Raw genomic sequence first — 17,588 nt, 5'->3', positions numbered from 1 at the left:
GCGCCCGCAACATCCCGGGCCACCGGGACGAGCCGGCGCCCGGTGGGCGGCCGCCCCAGCCGGAGCAGGAGAGCGTGCCAATGAACGGTTCGATGCAGCGGCCCGACCGGTCGGCATCCCCCAGCCGCAGCCGTACCGCCCGGAGCGGGCCGACCCGGCTCGCCCGGGCCGCCCTCGGCATCACCCTCGTGGTCTCCAGCGTCGCGCTGGCCGGCCAGCTCGCCACCCCGGCGGCCCGGGCGGCCGCCGTGCCGGGCGGGGCGGCCCAGGTCGTCCCGGTACCGGCCAGCGCGGTCCCGGTGCCGGGGGAGACCTTCACGCTCGCTCCGCAGAGCCGGATCGTGGTCGGGCCCGACGGCGGTGCGGAGACCGCCGGAGTCGCCGACGGGCTGGCGGCGCTGCTGCGGCCGTCCACCGGGTATCCGCTACCGGTCACCGCCGCCGCGCCGCGCCCCGGCGACATCGAGCTGCGCGTGGTGGCCGCCGCCGAACTCGGCGACGAGGGATACCGGCTTGACGTCACCGCCGCCGGGGTACGGCTGGCGGCGGCCCGCCCGGCCGGCCTCTTCTACGGCGTACAGACGCTGCGGCAGTTGCTTCCGCCGTGGATCGAGAGCCGGACGGTCCGACCCGGACCGTGGACGGTCTCCGGGGTCCGGATCGAGGACGTCCCCCGGTACGGCTACCGGGGCGTGATGCTCGACATCGCCCGGCACTTCCAGCCGCCGGCCGTGGTCAAGCGGCTGATCGACCAGGCCGCGGCATACAAGATCAATACCCTGCACCTGCACGTCGGTGACGACCAGGGCTTCCGGATCGCGATCGACGGCCGACCGGAACTCACCGAGATCGGGGCGCAGTTCTCCATCAACAACGACCCGGGCGGCCACTGGACCCAGGCCGAGTACGTCGACGTCGTCACCTATGCGGCGGAACGCTTCATGACCGTCATCCCCGAGGTCGACACGCCCGGGCACACCAACGCGATCATCATGTCGTACGCCGGCCCGGAGGCGGACCCGGTGCTGCCGGACGTCAACTGCAGCAACCGTACGCCTCCGGTCTGGAACCTCACCGGGGCCGTCGGCTACAGCGCGCTCTGCCCGGAGAGCCCGAACACCTGGGCCATCCTCACCGACATCGTCGCGCAGCTCAGCGCGCTGACCCCGGGCCCGTACTACCACCTCGGCGGGGACGAGGTGCCGGCGTCCATACTCTCGCACGACCGGTACGTCGCCTTCGTCGACCGCCTGGCCGACCTGGTCGCGGCGCACGGCAAGACCGCGATCGGCTGGGCCGAGATCTCCCAGGCGAACTTCGACCGGCCCGGCGCCGCCCCGGCAATCGCCCAGTTCTGGAACAACGGCAACCCGGCCGGCGCCGGTGGCGACACGGCCCGCCGGGCCGCGCAGAAGGGCATGCGGGTCGTCATGTCCCCGGCCAACCACACCTATCTGGACATGCGGCAGTGGCCGGGCAGCCCGCTCGGGCTCGGCTGGGCCGGCACCCTGGACGTGTCGCACTTCTACCACTGGTCCGGCACCAGCAGCGACCCCGGCAGTTACATCCCGGCCCGCACCGTGGACGGCGAGACCCTGCCGGCGGTGACCGACGCGCACATCCTCGGCGTCGAGGCGCCGATCTGGTCCGAGACGCTGCTCACCGGCGCCGACATCGAGTTCCAGGCGTTCCCCCGGCTGCCGGCGACGGCGGAGATCGGCTGGTCGCCGAACGTTCACCCGGAACGCAACCTGGCCTCCTTCGTCGACCGGCTGGCCGGGCACGGCCTGCGCTGGCAGCTCCAGGGCCAGAACTTCCACCCGTCCCCGCAGGTGCCGTGGCGGGTCGACGTGGCGGCGCCGGACGTGCACAGCGACACGCGTACGGTCGGCGGCGCGCTCGCCTCGATCTCCGCGCCGGGGGTCGCACCCGACCAGGTGACCGCGACCGTCGACTGGGGCGACGGCAGCAGCTCCCCGGCCACGCTCAGCGGCACGGCCGGCACCGTCACCAGGGTCAACGGCCTCTACACCGCCACCGCCAGCCACCGGTACGCCCGGGACGGCGTCTACCGGGCCACCGTCACCGCGACCCGGCCGGGCGGCGTCACCAGCAGCGCCGGGTTCAGCGTCACCGTCGACACCTGCACCAGCCGGTTGTCCGGCCAGCATCGTGGACCGCTGCTGGTCGGGGCCGGGGTGACCTGCCTGGCCGGCGCCACCGTCACCGGCCCGGTGACCGTACGCCCGGGCGGCTCGCTGATCGCCACCGCGGCGTCGGTCCGGGGGCCGGTGCAGGCCACCGGCGCGACCACCCTGGAACTGCTCGGCGGCTCGGTCGCCGGCCCGGTGACCGTCACCGGCACCACCGGACAACTCGCCGTCGAGGGCGTACGGGTCGGCGGCCCGCTCGTGGTCACCGGCACCCGCACCGGCCCGGCGCCGGTGATCGCCGGCAACACCATCGGCGGGCCGCTGGTCTGCACCGGCAACACCCCGGCGCCGGTGGACAACGGCGTACCCAACACGGTGCGTGGCCCGGCCACCGGGCAGTGCCGGGACCTCTGACCGAACCCGGCCCCCGGGAACGATTCCCGGGGGCCGAACCGGTGGCCGGAGACCACCGCCCGCACCCTCACCGGCGCCGTGGGCCGGGCTATCCGCCTCCGGGGCTGACCAGGCCGGTCTCGTAGGCGACGACGACGGCTTGGACGCGGTCGCGGAGCCCGAGTTTGCCGAGGATGCGAGCGACGTGGGTTTTGACGGTCGCCTCGGAGAGGTGGAGGTGGGCGGCGAGTTCGGCGTTGCTCAGGCCCTGCGCCAGCAGCCGCAGCACCTCCAGCTCGCGTGGGGTCAGCGTGGACAGGTCGCGGTGCGGTGCGGCGGGGTCGGCGCTGCGACTGGCGAACCGCTCGACGAGCCGCCGGGTGATGGTGGGGGCCAGCAGCGCGTCGCCGGACCGGACCATCCGGACGGCGGCGACCAGATGTTCGGGAGTGACGTCCTTGAGCAGGAAGCCGCTGGCGCCGGCGGACAGCGCCGCGTAGACGTAGTGGTCGAGGTCGAAGGTGGTCAGGATGATCACGCGTGGATCGCCGGTGGCACCGGTGAGGATCCGCCGGGTGGCTTCCAGCCCGTCCATCTCGGGCATCCGGACATCCATCAGGACGACGTCCGGCAGGGTACGCCGGACCGCGTCGACGGCCTCGGCACCGTTGGTCACCTCGGCGACCACGTCGATGCCGTCGGCGGTCAGGATCATCCGGAAGCCGGTACGGACCAGCGCCTGGTCGTCCGCGACGACGACGCGCAGCGGCGCGGTCATGGTGCCTCCAGCGGGATTCGTGCGGTGACCCGGTAGCCCCCGCGCAGGCGTGGCCCGGCGCGCAGGGTCCCGCCGTAGACCGCCAGCCGCTCACGCAGGCCGATCAGGCCGTGCCCGTTGCCGGTGCCGGCCGCGACGCCGGGGGTGCCGCCGGTGTCGGTGGCCTCGACCCGGAGCTGCTCGGTGCCGTACTCCACCAGGACGGTCGCGGTCGCCCCGGTGGCGTGCTTGACCGTGTTGGTCAGCGCCTCCTGGACCACCCGGTAGGCGGTCAGCTCGATTCCCGGCAGCAGCGGACGGGGTTGGCCGGACACGGTCAGCTCGACCGCTGTCCCGGCGTCGCGCACCCGCTGCACCAGTGCCTCCAGCCGGTCGAGGCCCGGCTGTGGGGTCAGGCCGCCCGTACCGGCCGGGTCACCGCCGTCGCTGTCCATGGTGAGCAGCCCCATGACGTGGCGCAGTTCGGCCATCGCGGCCCGACCGCCGGCCTCGACGGAGAGCAGCGCGTCGTGGGCCTGGTCGGGGCTGGTCCGCATGACCTTGCGGGCCGCTCCGGCCTGGATGACCATGACGCTCACGTTGTGGGTCACCACGTCGTGCAGCTCCCGGGCGATGCGGGCGCGTTCGTGCTCGGCGGCGCGACGCAGCGCCTCGGCCTGCTCGTGTTCGAGTCTGGACAGCCGGGCACGGTCCTCGTCGGCCCGCCGTTTCCACCGGCGCAGGCCGTTGGCCGCGAGGACGATCGGGATGAGGATCAGGAACGGGACGGCGTTGTCCGGGACGGTGGGCACCGCCGACTCCCGGATCTGGGTGTAGAGGAACGCCGCCACGGGCAGGCTCGCCAGCGCCGGCACCCGGTACGGGCTGTACACGGCGGCCGTGTAGGCGGCGATGACGCAGGCGTAGAAGGAAACCCGCAGCGCGGCGTTGTAGTCGCTGGCCAGCGGGGCCGTGACGAGGACGGCCCAGAGCACCGCGAGCGGGTAGCGGCGGCGGAGCACCAACGGCAGCACCACCACGACGAGCATGACGACCGTCGAGCCGATCTCGTAGTCCTCGATCGGCAGGAACGGGTCCGGCATTGGACGGCGCGGGGCCCGGGGCGGGTCGGGGTCCAGCGGCGGGATCTGGTCCAGCGGCGGGATCGGCTCGGCCAGGTCCTGGTTGTCGAAGCTGACCGAGGGTCCACCGTGTTCCCGGTCCTGGCTGTCACCCTCCACGATCGCGGCGAGCAGGAGGCCCAGCGCCACGACCACGTCGAACGCCCGGCCGCGCCACGAGAGCGTCGGCAGCGGACCCGACGGCTCCAGCAGCAGCCTCAGCCAGGCCCACAGCCGGCCGGCCATCGCCCCCTTCATCACCAGGTCATTCTTGCCCACCGTTGCGGGCTCGCGACATCCGCCGAGCTAACCACCCGGGCTACCTCCGTGGACTACGCCGCAGGGATGACCCGGACCCGTCTCATCCCGGGGCGGTACCGGATTTGACTCCGGTGGCCGACGCCCGCGGTCCCGGTGCGGACCTAGCTTCGAGCGGCCAGAGCCGCACGAGTCAGAAGGAGATCCGCCATGAGCGCACCAGTGATCGAGTTGCACGACGTGAGCCGCAGGTACGACGAGGGGCCACCGGCGCTGGACGCCGTGTCGCTGCGGATCGCCGCCGGGGAGTCGGTCGCGGTCCTGGGTCCGTCCGGCAGCGGCAAGTCCACGCTGCTGAACCTGGTCGCCGGGCTGGACCGGCCGAGCGGCGGCACGGTGACCGTGGCCGGTGTCCGCGTCGACGAGTTGGGTGAGGCCGGCTCGGCCCGGTACCGGCGGGCGAAGATCGGCATGGTGTTCCAGTTCTTCAACCTCCTCGACGACCTGACCGTCGTCGACAACGTCATGCTGCCGGCGCAGTTGGCCGGGACGGCCCGGGGCACCGCCCGGCGGCGGGCCATGGAACTGCTCGGCATGCTCGGCGTCGACCGGCACGCCGCCGCCTACCCGGGGCGGCTCTCCGGCGGTGAGCGACAGCGCGTCGCGGTGGCCAGAGCCCTGGTCAACCGACCGGCGCTGCTGCTCGCCGACGAGCCGACCGGTGCGCTGGACACCGCCTCCGGCGAGGAGGTCCGGCGCCTACTGGGCGACCTGCACGCCGAGGGCCAGACCATCGTCCTGGTCACCCACGACCTGGCCCTGGCGCAGTCGTGCGCGACCCGCACCGTCCGGCTCGTCGACGGCCGGGTCGCCGCCGACAGCACGATGGAGCCGGTCCGATGAGTGCGCTGGGCGGGGTGGTCCGGTCCGGCGTGGGGCGTCGCCGGGTGCAGACGGTGGTGGTCGGGCTGGTGGTGATGATCGCGGTGACCGCGGCCGTACTCGGCGGGTCGCTGATGGTGGCCTCGACGGCACCCTTCGAGCGGGCGTTCGCCCAGCAGAACGGCGCGCACCTGACCGTACAGTTCGACGGAGCCAGGGCCACGGCGGCGCAACTGTCGGCGTCGGCGCGAGCCGCCGGGGTCGCGGCGGCGGCCGGCCCGTTCCCGACCGCGACGATCACCCCGGCCACCGATCGCGGCGGGCCGGAGCGGCCGATCACGGTGGTCGGGCGGGCCGGTGCGGGTGGACCGGTCGACGCCGTCACGGTGACCGAGGGGCGGTGGGCGACCGCCCCCGGCGAGATCGTGCTGCACGCCGACCATCGGCTTCCGAGGAGCCTCCAGCCGCAGGTGGGTGACGCGCTGCCGCTGTCGAGTCCGGCCGGCGGTCCGAGCCTGACGGTGGTCGGCGTGGCCCGGTCGGTCAGCGAGACCGCCGGCGGCTGGGTGGCCCCGGAGCAGGTCGCGGCGCTGACCGCTCCGGGGGCGACCGCCGGGTACCAGATGCTCTACCGGCTGACCGCGAGCGACACCGCCGCCCAGATCGACTCGGGTCGCGCCGCGATCGAGGCGAGCGTGCCCGCAGGGGCGTTCACCGGAGCACGGTCCTGGCTCACCACCAGGACCAACAGCGCCGGCAGCACGCTGCTGTTCGTGCCGTTCCTCATCGCGTTCGGGGTGCTGGGCGTACTCATGGCGGTCCTGATCATCGGCAACGTCATCGCCGGGGCGGTCAGCACCGGAACACACCGGATCGGCGTCCTCAAGGCCCTCGGGTTCACCCCGCACCAGGTGGTCCGGGCGTACACGGCGCAGGCGCTGATCCCCGCCGTGGTCGGCGCCGTGCTCGGCGTGGTGGCCGGCAACCTGCTGGTCGTCCCGGTCCTGGCGCAGACCAACGAGGTCTACGGCACCACGGACACCGGCGTCACCCCGTCGGTCAACCTCCTGGTGCTGGCCGGGGCGCTGGCCCTGGTCACCGCGACCGCCTGGGCGGCGGCGTCCCGGGCCGGGCGGCTGCGCACCGTCGAGGTGCTCGCCGTCGGCCGCACCCCCGGCCCGGGCCGGGGCCAGTGGGCCGCCCGGCTGGCCGCCCGACTTCCGCTGCCCCGACCGGCGACCCTCGGGCTGGCCCAGCCGTTCGCCCGGGTGCTCCGGACGGCCACCATCGTCGCGGCGATCGCGTTCGGGGCCGCGGCCGCGACCTTCGCCGTCGGGCTGGGCGCCTCGTTGAACGAGGTCCAGGCCACGGAGAGCCATGGCGACGTCGTCATCCACCCGGGCCGCGCGATCTCCGGGCCGCCACCCGAGGGCGCCCCGCCGGGGCCACCGAGAGTCGCCCTGGGGCCGCCGCGGTCACCGGACCCCGTGGCGGTGGTCGCGGCTATCGCCGCACAGCCCGGGACCGGCCGGTACAGCGGCGTCGCACACACCGAGGTGACCACGCCGGGACTCACCAGTGCGCTGAACGTCCTCGCCTTCACCGGCGACGGCCACGCCGACAGCTACCAGATGATCTCCGGTAGCTGGTTCGGCCAACCCGGCGAGATCGTGGTTTCCCGACCGTTCCTGGCCGCCACCGACACCCGGGTCGGCGACAGCATCGTCCTGACCGACCACGGCAGGCGGATCGACGCCCGGATCGTCGGCGAGGTCTTCAACATCGAGTCCCGAGGCATGCAGGTGCTCACGGCCGCCGCGACACTCGCGGCCAGCCAACCGGACCTGCGGCCCTTGGAGTACCACATCACCCTCACCCCCGGCACCGACCCGGCCGGGTACGTCAAGGCGCTGAACGCCGCGCTGTCGTCGGTGGAAGCCACCGCGGAGGTCGTCGAGCAGGAGGCGGACGAGATCCTTCTGATCATCAACACGCTGACCGGCCTGCTCACCCTGATGCTGGTCACCGTGGCCGCGCTGGGCGTACTCAACATGGTCGTGCTGGAGACCCGGGAACGCGTCCACGATCTCGGGGTGCACAAGGCCCTGGGGATGACCCCGCGGCAGATCATCATGATGGTCATCGCCTCGGTCGTCGTCACGGGGCTGATCGGCGGCGCCGTCGGCGTACCCGTCGGCGTTGTCATGCAGCGGATGATCGTGGCCGAGATGGGCCATGCCGCAGGGTTCAACCTGCCCGCCTCGGTCATCGACATCTACCACCCCGCCGAGCTGGTGCTCTTCGGCCTCGGCGGCCTGCTCATCGCCGTGCTCGGCGCGCTGCTGCCCGCCGGCTGGGCCGCACGCACTCGCACCGCCACCGCACTACGCACCGAGTAGTCCGGACCTGCGCCGGGCAGACCAGAACCGTCACCCGGACAGACCGAACCCGCGCCCGGGCGGCCCCGCGGCTTCACCTGGCCCGCCAGGAGGTCCGGTCCGCCTGCCGGGGTGCCGCCCGCGTCGTGGCCGCGCGGCGCACCCCGGCAGGCGCGTCGCATCTCTCCGGTGGACGTGGCCGGCGACCACCCGGCGGCGTCAGCCGGGTACCGGCCCGGTCGAGTCGCGGATCACCAGCGCGTGTCCGGTCGGCCGGCGTCGTGGTCGCTTCGAGCGCGGCTTGAGGGCCAGATCCAGGGCCATCCGGCCCATGTCGGTCATCGGCAGCCGGACGGTGGTGAGACCGGGCGCGAGGTCCGCGGCCACCGAGACGTCGTTGAAACCGACCACCGAGACCTGCTCCGGTACGCCGACCCGGTGCGCCCGCAGCGTCGAGAGCACCCCGATCGCCATCGAGTCGTTCAGCGCCACGATCGCGGTCGTGTCGGGATGCTCCCGCAGGATCCGTTCGGCCGCGATCCGGCCCCCGTCCCGGGTGAAGTCGGTGTGCACGATCGGCAGCTCGTCGAGGGTCAGCCCGTGCCGGCGCAGCGCGGCCGCCACTCCGGCGAGCCGGTCGATGACGGTGGTGAGTCCACCGGTCGCGGCGGCGACCGCGATCCGGCGGTGGCCCAGCGCCAGCAGGTGCTCGCCGAGGGCACGCCCACCGGCCTCGTTGTCGGGCAGCACCGCGTCCACCCCGAGGGGATGCCGGCCGATCACCGCGACCCGCCCGCCCAGGTTCTGGTACGCCGCCAGTTCGCGCCGCGCCTCGGCCTGGACCCGTGGGTCGTCGTAGCCCGAGCCGGCGATCACGACGATGCCGACCCGCTGGGCGATGAGGTGCCGCAACTGCCGCAGCTCGTGCTCGGGGTCGCGGCCGGAGTGGCAGATCTGCACGAGCAGGCCCTGTTCGTCGGCGACCTGGATGACCCCGCCGGCTATCTCCGAGAAGTACGGGTCGTCGACCTGGTGCACGACGAGTCCGACGGTCGAGCTGACGCCGCCGGCCAGGGTCCGGGCGTACGGGTTGGCCACGTACCCGAGTTCCCGGGAGACCTGCCGGACCCGGTCGGCGACCGCCGGGCTGACGCCGTCCCGGCCGGCGAGCGCCCGGGAGGCGGTCGCCAGCGACACACCGGCCCGTTCGGCGACGTCGACGAGGCGCAGCCGCCCGCCAGGCTTCGGCATCGGTAACTCCCGGGAAACATCAACGACCGTAGCGGTAACTATTGCAAGTGACGCAGGCCACAGCCTATGGTACGAAAGCGCTTCCGTAAGCGCTTTCGTTACCTCTGCGAAGGAGCGTCAGGAATGACATCCCGAGCGACACGCGGACGATGGGCAACGGCCGTCGGCGCGGCGGTGGCACTTCTGCTGGCGGGCTGTGGCGACGACGGCGGGTCGGGTTCCTCCGACGATCCGATCGTGGTCGGGATCTCACTCCCGCTGACCGGGGACTTCTCCGAGCCCGGCAAGGGTGTGCAACGCGGCTACGAGGCCTGGGCCAAGATCACTAACGACAAGGGTGGCCTGCTCGGCCGGCAGGTCGAGCTGAAGATTCTCGACGACCAGTCCAACGCCGACCGGGTGGTGGCCGACTACGAGCAGTTGATCGGCAAGGACAACGTGGACATCGTGGTGGGTCCCTTCTCGACCCGCCTCGTCGTCCCGGCCGCCCGGGTGGCCGAGGAGTACGGCATGCTCTTCGTCGAGCCGGCCGGCGCGGCGAAGGAGGTCTTCGCGCAGGGCTTCAAGAACCTGTTCTACGCGGCACCGGCGGTCGCCGACGACCACTACAACCACCTCGCCGAATATCTGCTCGCCCTGCCGCCCGGCCAGCGACCGACCACCGTCGCGTACGCCGCCATGGACGACCCGTTCGCACAGGGCACCGCGTACGGGCTGAAGGCGAAGCTGGAGGCGGGCGGGGTGCGTACCGTCGTGGACGAGGTGTACCCGCCGAACACCACCGACTTCGGCACCATCGCCGCCAAGATCGCGGCCTCCAGGGCGGACATGGTGGTGGGCGGCTCGCAGTACCAGGACGGCGTGAACCTCATCGTCGCCCTGCAACAGCTCAACTACCAGCCCAAGCTGGCGGCCTTCTCGACCGCGCCGACCAGCCCCGAGTTCGCCGCCGCGATCGGCAACAAGACCGAGGGCATCCTGGCGCCGACCGGCTACACCCAGAAGGCGCCGTACCCGAGCAACGTCGAGTTCGTGCAGAAGTACACCGCGCAGTTCGGGTCGCCGCCGGAGGAGGACGAGGCGAACGCGTACACCACCGGCCAGGTGGTGGCCGCCGCCGTCAGCGCGGTCGGCTGCGCCGAGCAGGGGGAGTGCCAGCAGAAGCTGGTCGACTGGATCCGCGGCAACAAGGTGGAGACCGTCGTCGGGCCGCTCACCTGGGACGCCACCGGCAAGCCGCAGGGCGCGCACATGATCCAGCAGTGGGTCGGCGGGCAGATCCAGATCGTCCTGCCCACCGATGCGAAGGAAGTCGACATCGTCTACCCGAAGCCGGCCTGGTGAGGTAACGGATGCCGTCCGGCGCCCTGCTCTTCCAGAGCGTCATCCTGGGCCTGCTGCTGGGTGGGCTGTACGCCCTCCTGGCAGCCGGCCTGACGCTCTACTTCGGCATCATGCGGGTGGTGATGATCGCCCACTCGGCGTTCCTCATCCTCGCCGCCTACCTCGCCTGGTGGTCGCACGCCAGGCTGGGCGTCGACCCGCTGCTGTCGATGGTCGTCACCGTCCCGCTCTTCTTCGGCCTCGGCGTACTGCTCCAGCGGCTGCTGCTGGCCCGGCTGCGTCCGGTGACCCTGACCATGATGTCGGTGCTGCTCACCTTCGCGATCGCCGTACTGGTCGAAGGGCTGCTCGGCTACGCCTTCACCGGCACCCAGCGACGGATCCAGCTCGGCTACGGTTCGGCGAGCCTCGGGCTCTTCGGCGCCCGGATCGCGGTGGTCAAGCTGATCGCGTTCGGGCTCGCCGCCGTCGCGCTGCTCGCGCTGTACCTGCTGCTCAAGCGGACCAGGTTCGGCTGGGCGCTGCGGGCGACGATCCAGCACCGGGACGCCGCCCGGCTGATCGGGATCGACACCGACCGGATCGCCGGCTTCGGCTTCGGCGTCGGGCTCGCCACCGCCGCCGTCGGCGGTACGGCGCTGGCCCTGGACACCACCATCTACCCGTCGCTGCACTGGCACTGGATCGGTCCACTGATGGCGATCATCGTGGTCGGCGGGCTGGGCAGCGTCCCGGGGGCGGCGATCGCCGCGATGCTGCTCGGGCTGATGCAGAGCCTGTTGCAGATCCCGCTCGGCACCACCTGGGCCCAGACCGTCTTCTATCTCGCGCTCTTCGCGACGCTGGCGTTCCGCCCGCAGGGATTCTTCGGAGGTCGGCTTGCCCAGCGCTTCTGACCTTGCCACCACGGCCACGGCGCCGGAGGCCGGACCGGCCGGGCCGACACCCGGAAACCGGGCGGTGGGGCGGACGGCCGGGCTGCTCCGGGTGGCCGCGATCCTGGCCGTCGCCGCCGCCGTGCTCTCGTTTCCGTCCTGGGCGCCGAACCCGTACATCCTCTCGGCCGGCGTCGTCGTGCTGAACTACGCGGTGCTGTCGACGTCGTGGAACTTCGTCGGCGGGTTCACCGGGTACATCTCGCTCGGGCACGGCGCGCTGGCCGGGCTCGGCGGCTACGCCACCGGCCTGCTGGTGGTGCGGGCCGGACTGCCGAGCTTCGTCGCGCTCGCCGCGGCGGCGCTGCTGGTGGCGGCGTTCGCGGTCCCGGTCGGGTACGCCGCGCTGCGGGTGCGTGGGGCGTCGTTCGTGATCGTGTCGATCGCGCTGGTGCTGATCCTGCTGCTGGTATTCCAGAGCTGGGCGTCGTTCACCGGCGGGTCGCGCGGGCTGGTCGTGCCGCGCCCGTTCCCGGGTCTGCTCCGGCCCGAGCACCACCGGGTCTTCTTCTATCTCTTCGCCGCCCTGCTCGCGGTCGCGCTGCTGGTCTGGTGGCTGGTCGACCGGTCCCGCTTCGGGCTCGGCCTCAAGGCGATCCGGGAGGACGAGGACAAGGCGGAGTCGCTGGGTACCCCGACCTTCGGGTACAAGCTGGTGGTCTTCGTGGTGTCGGCCGGCTTCACCGGCCTGGCCGGCGGCCTCTACGCGCTCTGGTTCGGCGACCTCGACCCGGTCTTCCAGTTCTCCATCCTGACCGGCTCCTACCTGGTGCTGATGGCGCTGCTCGGCGGGGTACGCCAGCTCTTCGGCCCGCTGGTCGGCGCGCTCGTCGTCGGGATCGGACTGGAGTACTTCAAGGTGGAGTTCGGCAACACCCCGCTGCATCTGGTCGCCACCGGCCTGTTGCTGGCCCTGGTGGTGATGTTCATGCCGGACGGGGTGCTGCCGGCGGCGGGCGCCCTGCTCGACCGGTTCCTGCGGCCGGCGCAGAGTTCGATCCGTGAGGTGACCGCGGCCGAGTTGCGCGACCGGGACGCCACCCGACCAGACGGTGGCCCGGCGGTCGACCCGCCGGCCGGAGTTCCCGTCGGCGCCCCCGACGGACGGTCGGCGGAGGAGCGGTCGTGACCGGGCAGCCGAGCGGGCCCACCGGCCCGGCGAGGACCGGGACGGGCAACCCGCCGACGGGTGGCACGGGCAACCCGCCGACGACCGGCACGCCCGGCCCGCCGACGGGTGGTACGGGCAGCCTGGCGACGACGGGGCTGACCAAGGCGTTCGGCGGGGTGACCGCGCTGGACGCGGCCACCGTGACGTTCCGGCACGGGCAGGTCAACGCGCTGATCGGGCCGAACGGCTCCGGCAAGACGACCTTTTTCAACTGCATCACCGGGATGATCCGGGCGGACAGCGGGCGGACGTCGTACCGGGGCGCGGACATCACCCGGCGCAGCCCGCACGCGATAGCCCGGGCCGGCATCGGGCGTACCTTCCAGCTCTGCCGGGTCTTCCCCCGGATGTCGGCCCTGGACAACGTCCTCGCGGCGGCCCGACCCGACGGGTTCTGGAGCCAGTTGCGGGGCGCCCGGCGCCGCGCCGAGCTGGACCGGGCCCGGGGCTGGCTGACCCGGCTCGGCATCGAGCACCTGGCCGACGTCGAGGCCCGGAACATGTCCTGGGGGCAGCAGAAGCTGCTGGAACTCGCCGGAGTGCTGATGAGCGGTCCGGAGACCGTGCTGCTGGACGAGCCGGCCGGCGGGGTCAACCCGGCCCTGCTGGACCGGATCGGCGCCCTGGTGCGCGAGCTCAACGCCGAGGGGAGGACCTTCGTGATCGTCGAGCACAACATGGACCTGGTGATGAGCATCAGCGACCACGTCGTGGTGTTCGACCGGGGACGGCCGATCGCCGAGGGGCCGCCGTCGGTGATCCGCTCGGACGAGCGGGTGCTGGGGGCGTACCTTGGCGTCTGAGATCGAACTCGTCGACGTCCAGGCCGGGTACGGGCGGGCGGCCCCGGTGCTGCGCGGGCTCTCCGTCGCGGTCGAGCCCGGCACCGTCGTCTGCCTCGTCGGTCCCAACGGTGCCGGCAAGTCGACGGTGCTCAAGGTGGCCAGCGGGCTGCTCAAGCCACGGTCCGGCCGGATCCTCGTCGGCGGGGTCGACGTGACCGGCCACGGGCCGCAGCGGATGCTCGCCGCCGGGGTGGCGCACGTGCTCCAGGGGCACAGCGTCTTCCGGGAGATGACGGTGGCCGAGAACGTGCTGCTCGGCGGCTACACCCTGCGGGACTCCTCGTTGCTGGCGCGGCGGGCCGACTTCGTCCGGGACCTCTTCCCGGTGGTCGGGCAGCGCTGGGACACCCTCGCCGGGCTGCTCTCCGGCGGGCAGCAGAAACAGGTCGAGTTCGCCCGGTCGCTGATGGTCGAACCCCGGGTGGTGCTGCTCGACGAGCCGTCGATGGGGCTGGACCCGAAGGCGACCAGTACGGTCTTCGAGCAGGTCGTCCGGATGCGCGACGCCGGCACGGCGGTGCTGCTGGTCGAGCAGAACGCCCGGCGGGCGCTGGAGACCGCCGACCTCGGCTGCGTGCTCGACCTCGGTCGGGTGCACATCTCCGGGCCGGCGGCCGAGCTGCTGGCCGACCCGCAGCTCGGCGACCTCTATCTCGGCGGCCGGCCGGGCGAGACGCCACCCGCCGCCGGCACGACGGCCCGGACCTCCACCGAGCAGGCGGGTGACGAGGGCACCGGCGGGCACACCGGTTAGTGCTGCGCCGGGTCGACCCGCCCGGTGCCACCTCGCCGCGACGCACAGAGAGGTGTACGCGATGCCGAGACCGAGACTGCGATCCGCCGTCCTCGCCACCACCGCCGCCGCCCTGGCCGGGCTGCTGGCGACGACCGGTACGGCGACACCGGCCCAGGGGTACGGCGACCGTCACCACGCCGTCCACCCCGAACTGCGGCACCGGCTGGTCGCGTACTACGACTTCGACCACCCGCTGCGCGGCGACCCCGACCGGGAACGCGACCTGGGCCGCTCCGGCACCACCCTCGACCTGGTCAACGGGGGCGCCGCGATGCGGATGCCGGACCGGGCGCACCGGGGCAGTGGAAGGGCGGTGCAGACCCGGCAGGTCGATCCGGCGGTGGCCGGCAACGACGACTGGAAGGCCGGCGTCTACGCGCCGACCGGGCTGCCCAGCCTGCACGCCTTCAACGGCGCGGCCGGGGCGAGCGTGCTCGGCTGGTTCAGGATGCTCGGCGACGGGCCGGCGCCCAACTCCAACACCGCCGCCCCCGGCGACCGGTTCAACGCGATCGGCCTGGCCGGGGTACTCACCGGCGACTCCGACGGGCACGCCGTGCGGGCGCTGCTCGAACTCATCACCGTCGACGGTGAACTGCGGCTGGTCGCCCTCGGCCGGCGGCTGGACGGCGGCGAGTCGCAGACCTTCGCGGCGGCCGCGGACTGGCAAACCCTGCTGCCGGTCGGTGAGTGGGTGTTCCTCGCCGCCACCTTCGACTTCACCGACGGCAGCATGGCGCTCTACCGCAACGGCCGGCCGCTGGACGGCTTCTACACCCGGACCGACGACCCGTGGCAGGTCGCCGGGCCGGGCCGGCACCGCGCCACCGCCACCGATCCCCGGGGCATCAAGATCGGCGGCAGTTTCCCGCAGGACACCCGGGAGCAGAACCCCTGCGACTGCCGGATGGACTCGCTGATGTTCCTCGACCGGGTCGTCCCGGCCCGCCAGGTCGAGAAGCAGTACCGCCACGTGACCGGAGGACGTTGACCCCACCCGCCCAAGTCCCGTCCCGAGAACGGAGTGACCCCCGCGTGCGTACTCCCACCCGTCGCCTCCGCAGACCCCTCGCCACCGCCTCGCTCAGCGCCGCAGCCCTCGTACTCTCCACTCTGGTCGGGGCAGCGCCGGCCAGAGCCGCCGACGCGGTCTACGACCCCGTACCGGAACAGCAGATCCAGTCGCGGCTCGGGCTGGTGCTCACCGAGTACGCGGCGTTCCCGAAGTCGGAGCCGACGCCGGCACCCACCGACCCGCGCCTGATGCGACAGGCGCGGATCAACACCATCATGGAGCTGCCGGACGGATCGGGCCGGCGGGCGGTACCCGACCTGAACGGCAGCCTCTATCTCGTGCAGGACGGCGTGCCGCACGTCTACCTGGACGTGGCCGGCACCTTCGCGCCGCGCTTCTTCTCCGGCCAGGGGCTCGGCCAGGGCTTCGGATACGTCGCCTTCCACCCTGACTTCGGCCGCAACGGCAGGTTCTACACCGTGCACACCGAGTTGGCCTCGTCCACCACGGTGGTGCCGGACTACAGCCAGCCCAACACCGGCTACCACGGCATCATCACCGAGTGGACCGCCACCGACCCGGCCGCCGACACCTTCGCCGGCAGCCGCCGAGAGGTGCTGCGGATCGGGTTCGGCGGCCGGGTACACGGCATCCAGGAGATCAACTTCGACCCGACCGCCCGGCGGGGCGACGCCGACTACGGCCTGCTCCACATCGCGGCCGGCGACGGCGGCGTCGGGGTGCGCAACACCGACCCGCAGAACATGGCGATGCCGCACGGCAAGCTGCTCCGGATCGACCCGGCCGGCAGCAACGCCCCGAACGGGCGGTACGGCATCCCGCCGTCGAACCCGTTCGTCGGCCAGGTCGGTGCGCTCGGCGAGATCTACGCGGTCGGGATGCGTGACCCGCACCGGTTCAGTTGGGACCGGGAGACCGGCCGGATGTATCTCGGGCACATCGGCGAACACGCCATCGAGGCGATCTACGAGGTGCGGGCCGGCGACAACTTCGGCTGGAGCGAGCGTGAGGGCGCGTTCGTCTTCGACAAGACGTCGACGGAGCCGTGTGACCGGATCTTCCCGTTGCCCCCGGACGACGCCACCTATGGCTACACGTACCCGGTCGCCGCGTACGACCACGAACCCGCGCCGGGCTGGAACTGCACCTCGGACATCGGCGTCGCGGTGGCCGGCGGCTTCGTCTACCGGGGCCGGGACGTGCCGGCGCTGCGCGGCAAGTACGTCTTCGGCGACCTCGTCGACGGCCGGGTGCTCTACACCGAGGTCGACCAGATGCGGCGGGGCCGGGACCTGGCGCCGATCCACCGGCTGGCCCTCTTCGACGCGGCTGGCGCTCCGGTGCGGATGCAGGATCTCTCCGGTCCCGGTGCGCCCGGTGACCCCAACCGGGTGGACCTGCGGTTCGGCACCGACGCCCAGGGTGAGTTGTACGTCCTGGCCAAGGCGAACGGGAAGATCTGGAAGGTCACCGGCACCCGGGAGTACGCCGGTGGACGGGTCGGCACCACGAAGGTCCGGGACACCATGCGTCCGAGCAACTGGCGCCCGGTCACCCCGGCGAACTGGCGGTTCACCGGCAGCCAGGTGATCCTCGCCGAGGCCGGTACGCAGCGTCCCGGCCCGCGCCGCCCGTTCGAGTACGCCGTGCTGACCGCCGGGCCCGAACTCGGCGGGGTGGAGATCAACGCAGAGGTACGGCTCGACACGCCGGTCGAGGAGACCAACCGGGACGTGATCATCGTGTTCGGCTGGAAGTCCGACACCGAGTTCTATTACGCGCACCTCTCGACCGACAACACGATCTATCCGCACAACGGCATCTTCAAGGTCGACAACGCCGACCGGGAACGGATCGACTACCAGTGGAACGGCCGGTCCGAAGGGGCGGCACCGGCGATCAGCGACGACCGCTGGCACCGGGTCCGCCTGGTCCACCAGCCGGCGACCGGTGAGATCGCGGTCTACCTCGACGGTTCCCGGGACCCGTTGATGACCGCCGCCGACACCACCTTCGCCGCCGGCCGGGTCGGCTTCGGCTCGTTCGACAACATCGGCCGGATGCGCGACCTGACCGTCCGGGGCACACCCACCTGACCTGTGCCCGCAGCGGGCTCCCTCCTGCCGTCGCCCGGTGGTGGGAGGGGTCCGCGTCCGCCGGGGCGGGTGACCGGAGCGGTGATGTGAGCGCTCACTGCATTGTGTAGCCGAGATCGGCCCAGGGTTGACAGCCAATACCGATCTATCTATGTTAACGCTCATCCATGCC

General features: G+C 72.6%; 13 protein-coding genes. 10 read left to right on the top strand and 3 right to left on the bottom strand.

The features are described from left to right. The first annotated feature begins 80 nt into the window (after positions 1–80). A complete protein-coding gene (locus ACQEVC_RS37825; RefSeq protein ID WP_432888007.1) occupies positions 81–2,567 on the top strand; it encodes a beta-N-acetylhexosaminidase in 2,487 nt (828 codons plus the stop codon). 88 nt (positions 2,568–2,655) lie between these two features. On the opposite strand, the gene ACQEVC_RS37820 is transcribed toward ACQEVC_RS37825, so the two are convergent. Together ACQEVC_RS37820 and ACQEVC_RS37815 are read right to left on the bottom strand one after the other, a co-directional pair. Beyond that, entirely contained in the window at positions 2,656–3,324 is a 669-nt protein-coding gene (locus tag ACQEVC_RS37820) for a response regulator (RefSeq protein ID WP_432888004.1), read from the bottom strand. After that, entirely contained in the window at positions 3,321–4,703 is a 1,383-nt protein-coding gene (locus ACQEVC_RS37815; RefSeq protein ID WP_432888001.1) for a sensor histidine kinase, read from the bottom strand. Before ACQEVC_RS37815 ends, ACQEVC_RS37820 begins: the two co-directional genes overlap by 4 nt. A 189-nt stretch (positions 4,704–4,892) precedes the next feature. On the opposite strand from ACQEVC_RS37815, the gene ACQEVC_RS37810 reads away from it, so the two are divergent. Beyond that, positions 4,893–5,585 (top strand): ABC transporter ATP-binding protein, encoded by a 693-nt coding sequence (locus ACQEVC_RS37810; protein ID WP_432887998.1) that lies wholly within the window; start codon positions 4,893–4,895, stop codon positions 5,583–5,585. Further along, positions 5,582–7,963, top strand: coding sequence for an FtsX-like permease family protein (locus ACQEVC_RS37805; RefSeq protein ID WP_432887995.1), 2,382 nt, complete (start codon positions 5,582–5,584; stop codon positions 7,961–7,963). Before ACQEVC_RS37810 ends, ACQEVC_RS37805 begins: the two co-directional genes overlap by 4 nt. A 198-nt stretch (positions 7,964–8,161) precedes the next feature. Here the strand turns inward: ACQEVC_RS37805 and ACQEVC_RS37800 are convergent, their stop codons facing one another. After that, positions 8,162–9,193, bottom strand: coding sequence for a LacI family DNA-binding transcriptional regulator (locus ACQEVC_RS37800; protein WP_432887992.1), 1,032 nt, complete (start codon positions 9,191–9,193; stop codon positions 8,162–8,164). Positions 9,194–9,316: 123 nt separating this feature from the next. Between ACQEVC_RS37800 and ACQEVC_RS37795 the strand changes: the two genes are divergently transcribed. The 7 genes from ACQEVC_RS37795 to ACQEVC_RS37765 all read left to right on the top strand — a co-directional run bounded on the left by ACQEVC_RS37795 (position 9,317) and on the right by ACQEVC_RS37765 (position 17,416). Continuing rightward, positions 9,317–10,537 (top strand): amino acid ABC transporter substrate-binding protein, encoded by a 1,221-nt coding sequence (locus tag ACQEVC_RS37795; RefSeq protein WP_432887989.1) that lies wholly within the window; start codon positions 9,317–9,319, stop codon positions 10,535–10,537. 8 nt (positions 10,538–10,545) lie between these two features. Then, positions 10,546–11,433 (top strand): branched-chain amino acid ABC transporter permease, encoded by an 888-nt coding sequence (locus tag ACQEVC_RS37790; RefSeq protein ID WP_432887986.1) that lies wholly within the window; start codon positions 10,546–10,548, stop codon positions 11,431–11,433. Beyond that, entirely contained in the window at positions 11,417–12,601 is a 1,185-nt protein-coding gene (locus tag ACQEVC_RS37785; RefSeq protein WP_432887983.1) for a branched-chain amino acid ABC transporter permease, read from the top strand. Before ACQEVC_RS37790 ends, ACQEVC_RS37785 begins: the two co-directional genes overlap by 17 nt. Beyond that, positions 12,598–13,446 carry an ABC transporter ATP-binding protein gene (locus ACQEVC_RS37780; protein ID WP_432887980.1) on the top strand — a complete coding sequence of 283 codons (849 nt, stop codon included), beginning with the start codon at positions 12,598–12,600 and terminating at the stop codon, positions 13,444–13,446. The genes ACQEVC_RS37785 and ACQEVC_RS37780 overlap by 4 nt, the downstream gene beginning before the upstream one ends. Then, positions 13,436–14,242 (top strand): ABC transporter ATP-binding protein, encoded by an 807-nt coding sequence (locus ACQEVC_RS37775; protein WP_432887977.1) that lies wholly within the window; start codon positions 13,436–13,438, stop codon positions 14,240–14,242. The genes ACQEVC_RS37780 and ACQEVC_RS37775 overlap by 11 nt, the downstream gene beginning before the upstream one ends. Before the next feature lie 61 nt (positions 14,243–14,303). Next, a complete protein-coding gene (locus ACQEVC_RS37770; RefSeq protein WP_432887974.1) occupies positions 14,304–15,275 on the top strand; it encodes a LamG-like jellyroll fold domain-containing protein in 972 nt (323 codons plus the stop codon). A gap of 44 nt (positions 15,276–15,319) precedes the next feature. Continuing rightward, on the top strand, positions 15,320–17,416 hold the full coding sequence (locus ACQEVC_RS37765) for a PQQ-dependent sugar dehydrogenase (protein WP_432887971.1): 2,097 nt from the start codon (positions 15,320–15,322) through the stop codon (positions 17,414–17,416). Positions 17,417–17,588 lie beyond the last annotated feature (172 nt).

It is taken from the genome of Plantactinospora sp. CA-294935 (genome assembly GCF_050936445.1).
Lineage (GTDB): Bacteria > Actinomycetota > Actinomycetes > Mycobacteriales > Micromonosporaceae > Plantactinospora.
The sequence above is the reverse complement of the archived record's forward strand: the minus strand, read 5'-3'. Positions and strand labels throughout refer to the sequence as shown.

Excerpts from the sequence above, each read along its gene's own strand:
- ACQEVC_RS37825 (WP_432888007.1), top strand. The coding sequence starts at position 81 with ATGAACGGTTCGATGCAGCGGCCCGACCGGTCGGCATCCCCCAGCCGC.
- ACQEVC_RS37820 (WP_432888004.1), bottom strand. The coding sequence starts at position 3,324 with ATGACCGCGCCGCTGCGCGTCGTCGTCGCGGACGACCAGGCGCTGGTC.
- ACQEVC_RS37810 (WP_432887998.1), top strand. The coding sequence starts at position 4,893 with ATGAGCGCACCAGTGATCGAGTTGCACGACGTGAGCCGCAGGTACGAC.
- ACQEVC_RS37805 (WP_432887995.1), top strand. The coding sequence starts at position 5,582 with ATGAGTGCGCTGGGCGGGGTGGTCCGGTCCGGCGTGGGGCGTCGCCGG.
- ACQEVC_RS37800 (WP_432887992.1), bottom strand. The coding sequence starts at position 9,193 with ATGCCGAAGCCTGGCGGGCGGCTGCGCCTCGTCGACGTCGCCGAACGG.
- ACQEVC_RS37795 (WP_432887989.1), top strand. The coding sequence starts at position 9,317 with ATGACATCCCGAGCGACACGCGGACGATGGGCAACGGCCGTCGGCGCG.
- ACQEVC_RS37790 (WP_432887986.1), top strand. The coding sequence starts at position 10,546 with ATGCCGTCCGGCGCCCTGCTCTTCCAGAGCGTCATCCTGGGCCTGCTG.
- ACQEVC_RS37770 (WP_432887974.1), top strand. The coding sequence starts at position 14,304 with ATGCCGAGACCGAGACTGCGATCCGCCGTCCTCGCCACCACCGCCGCC.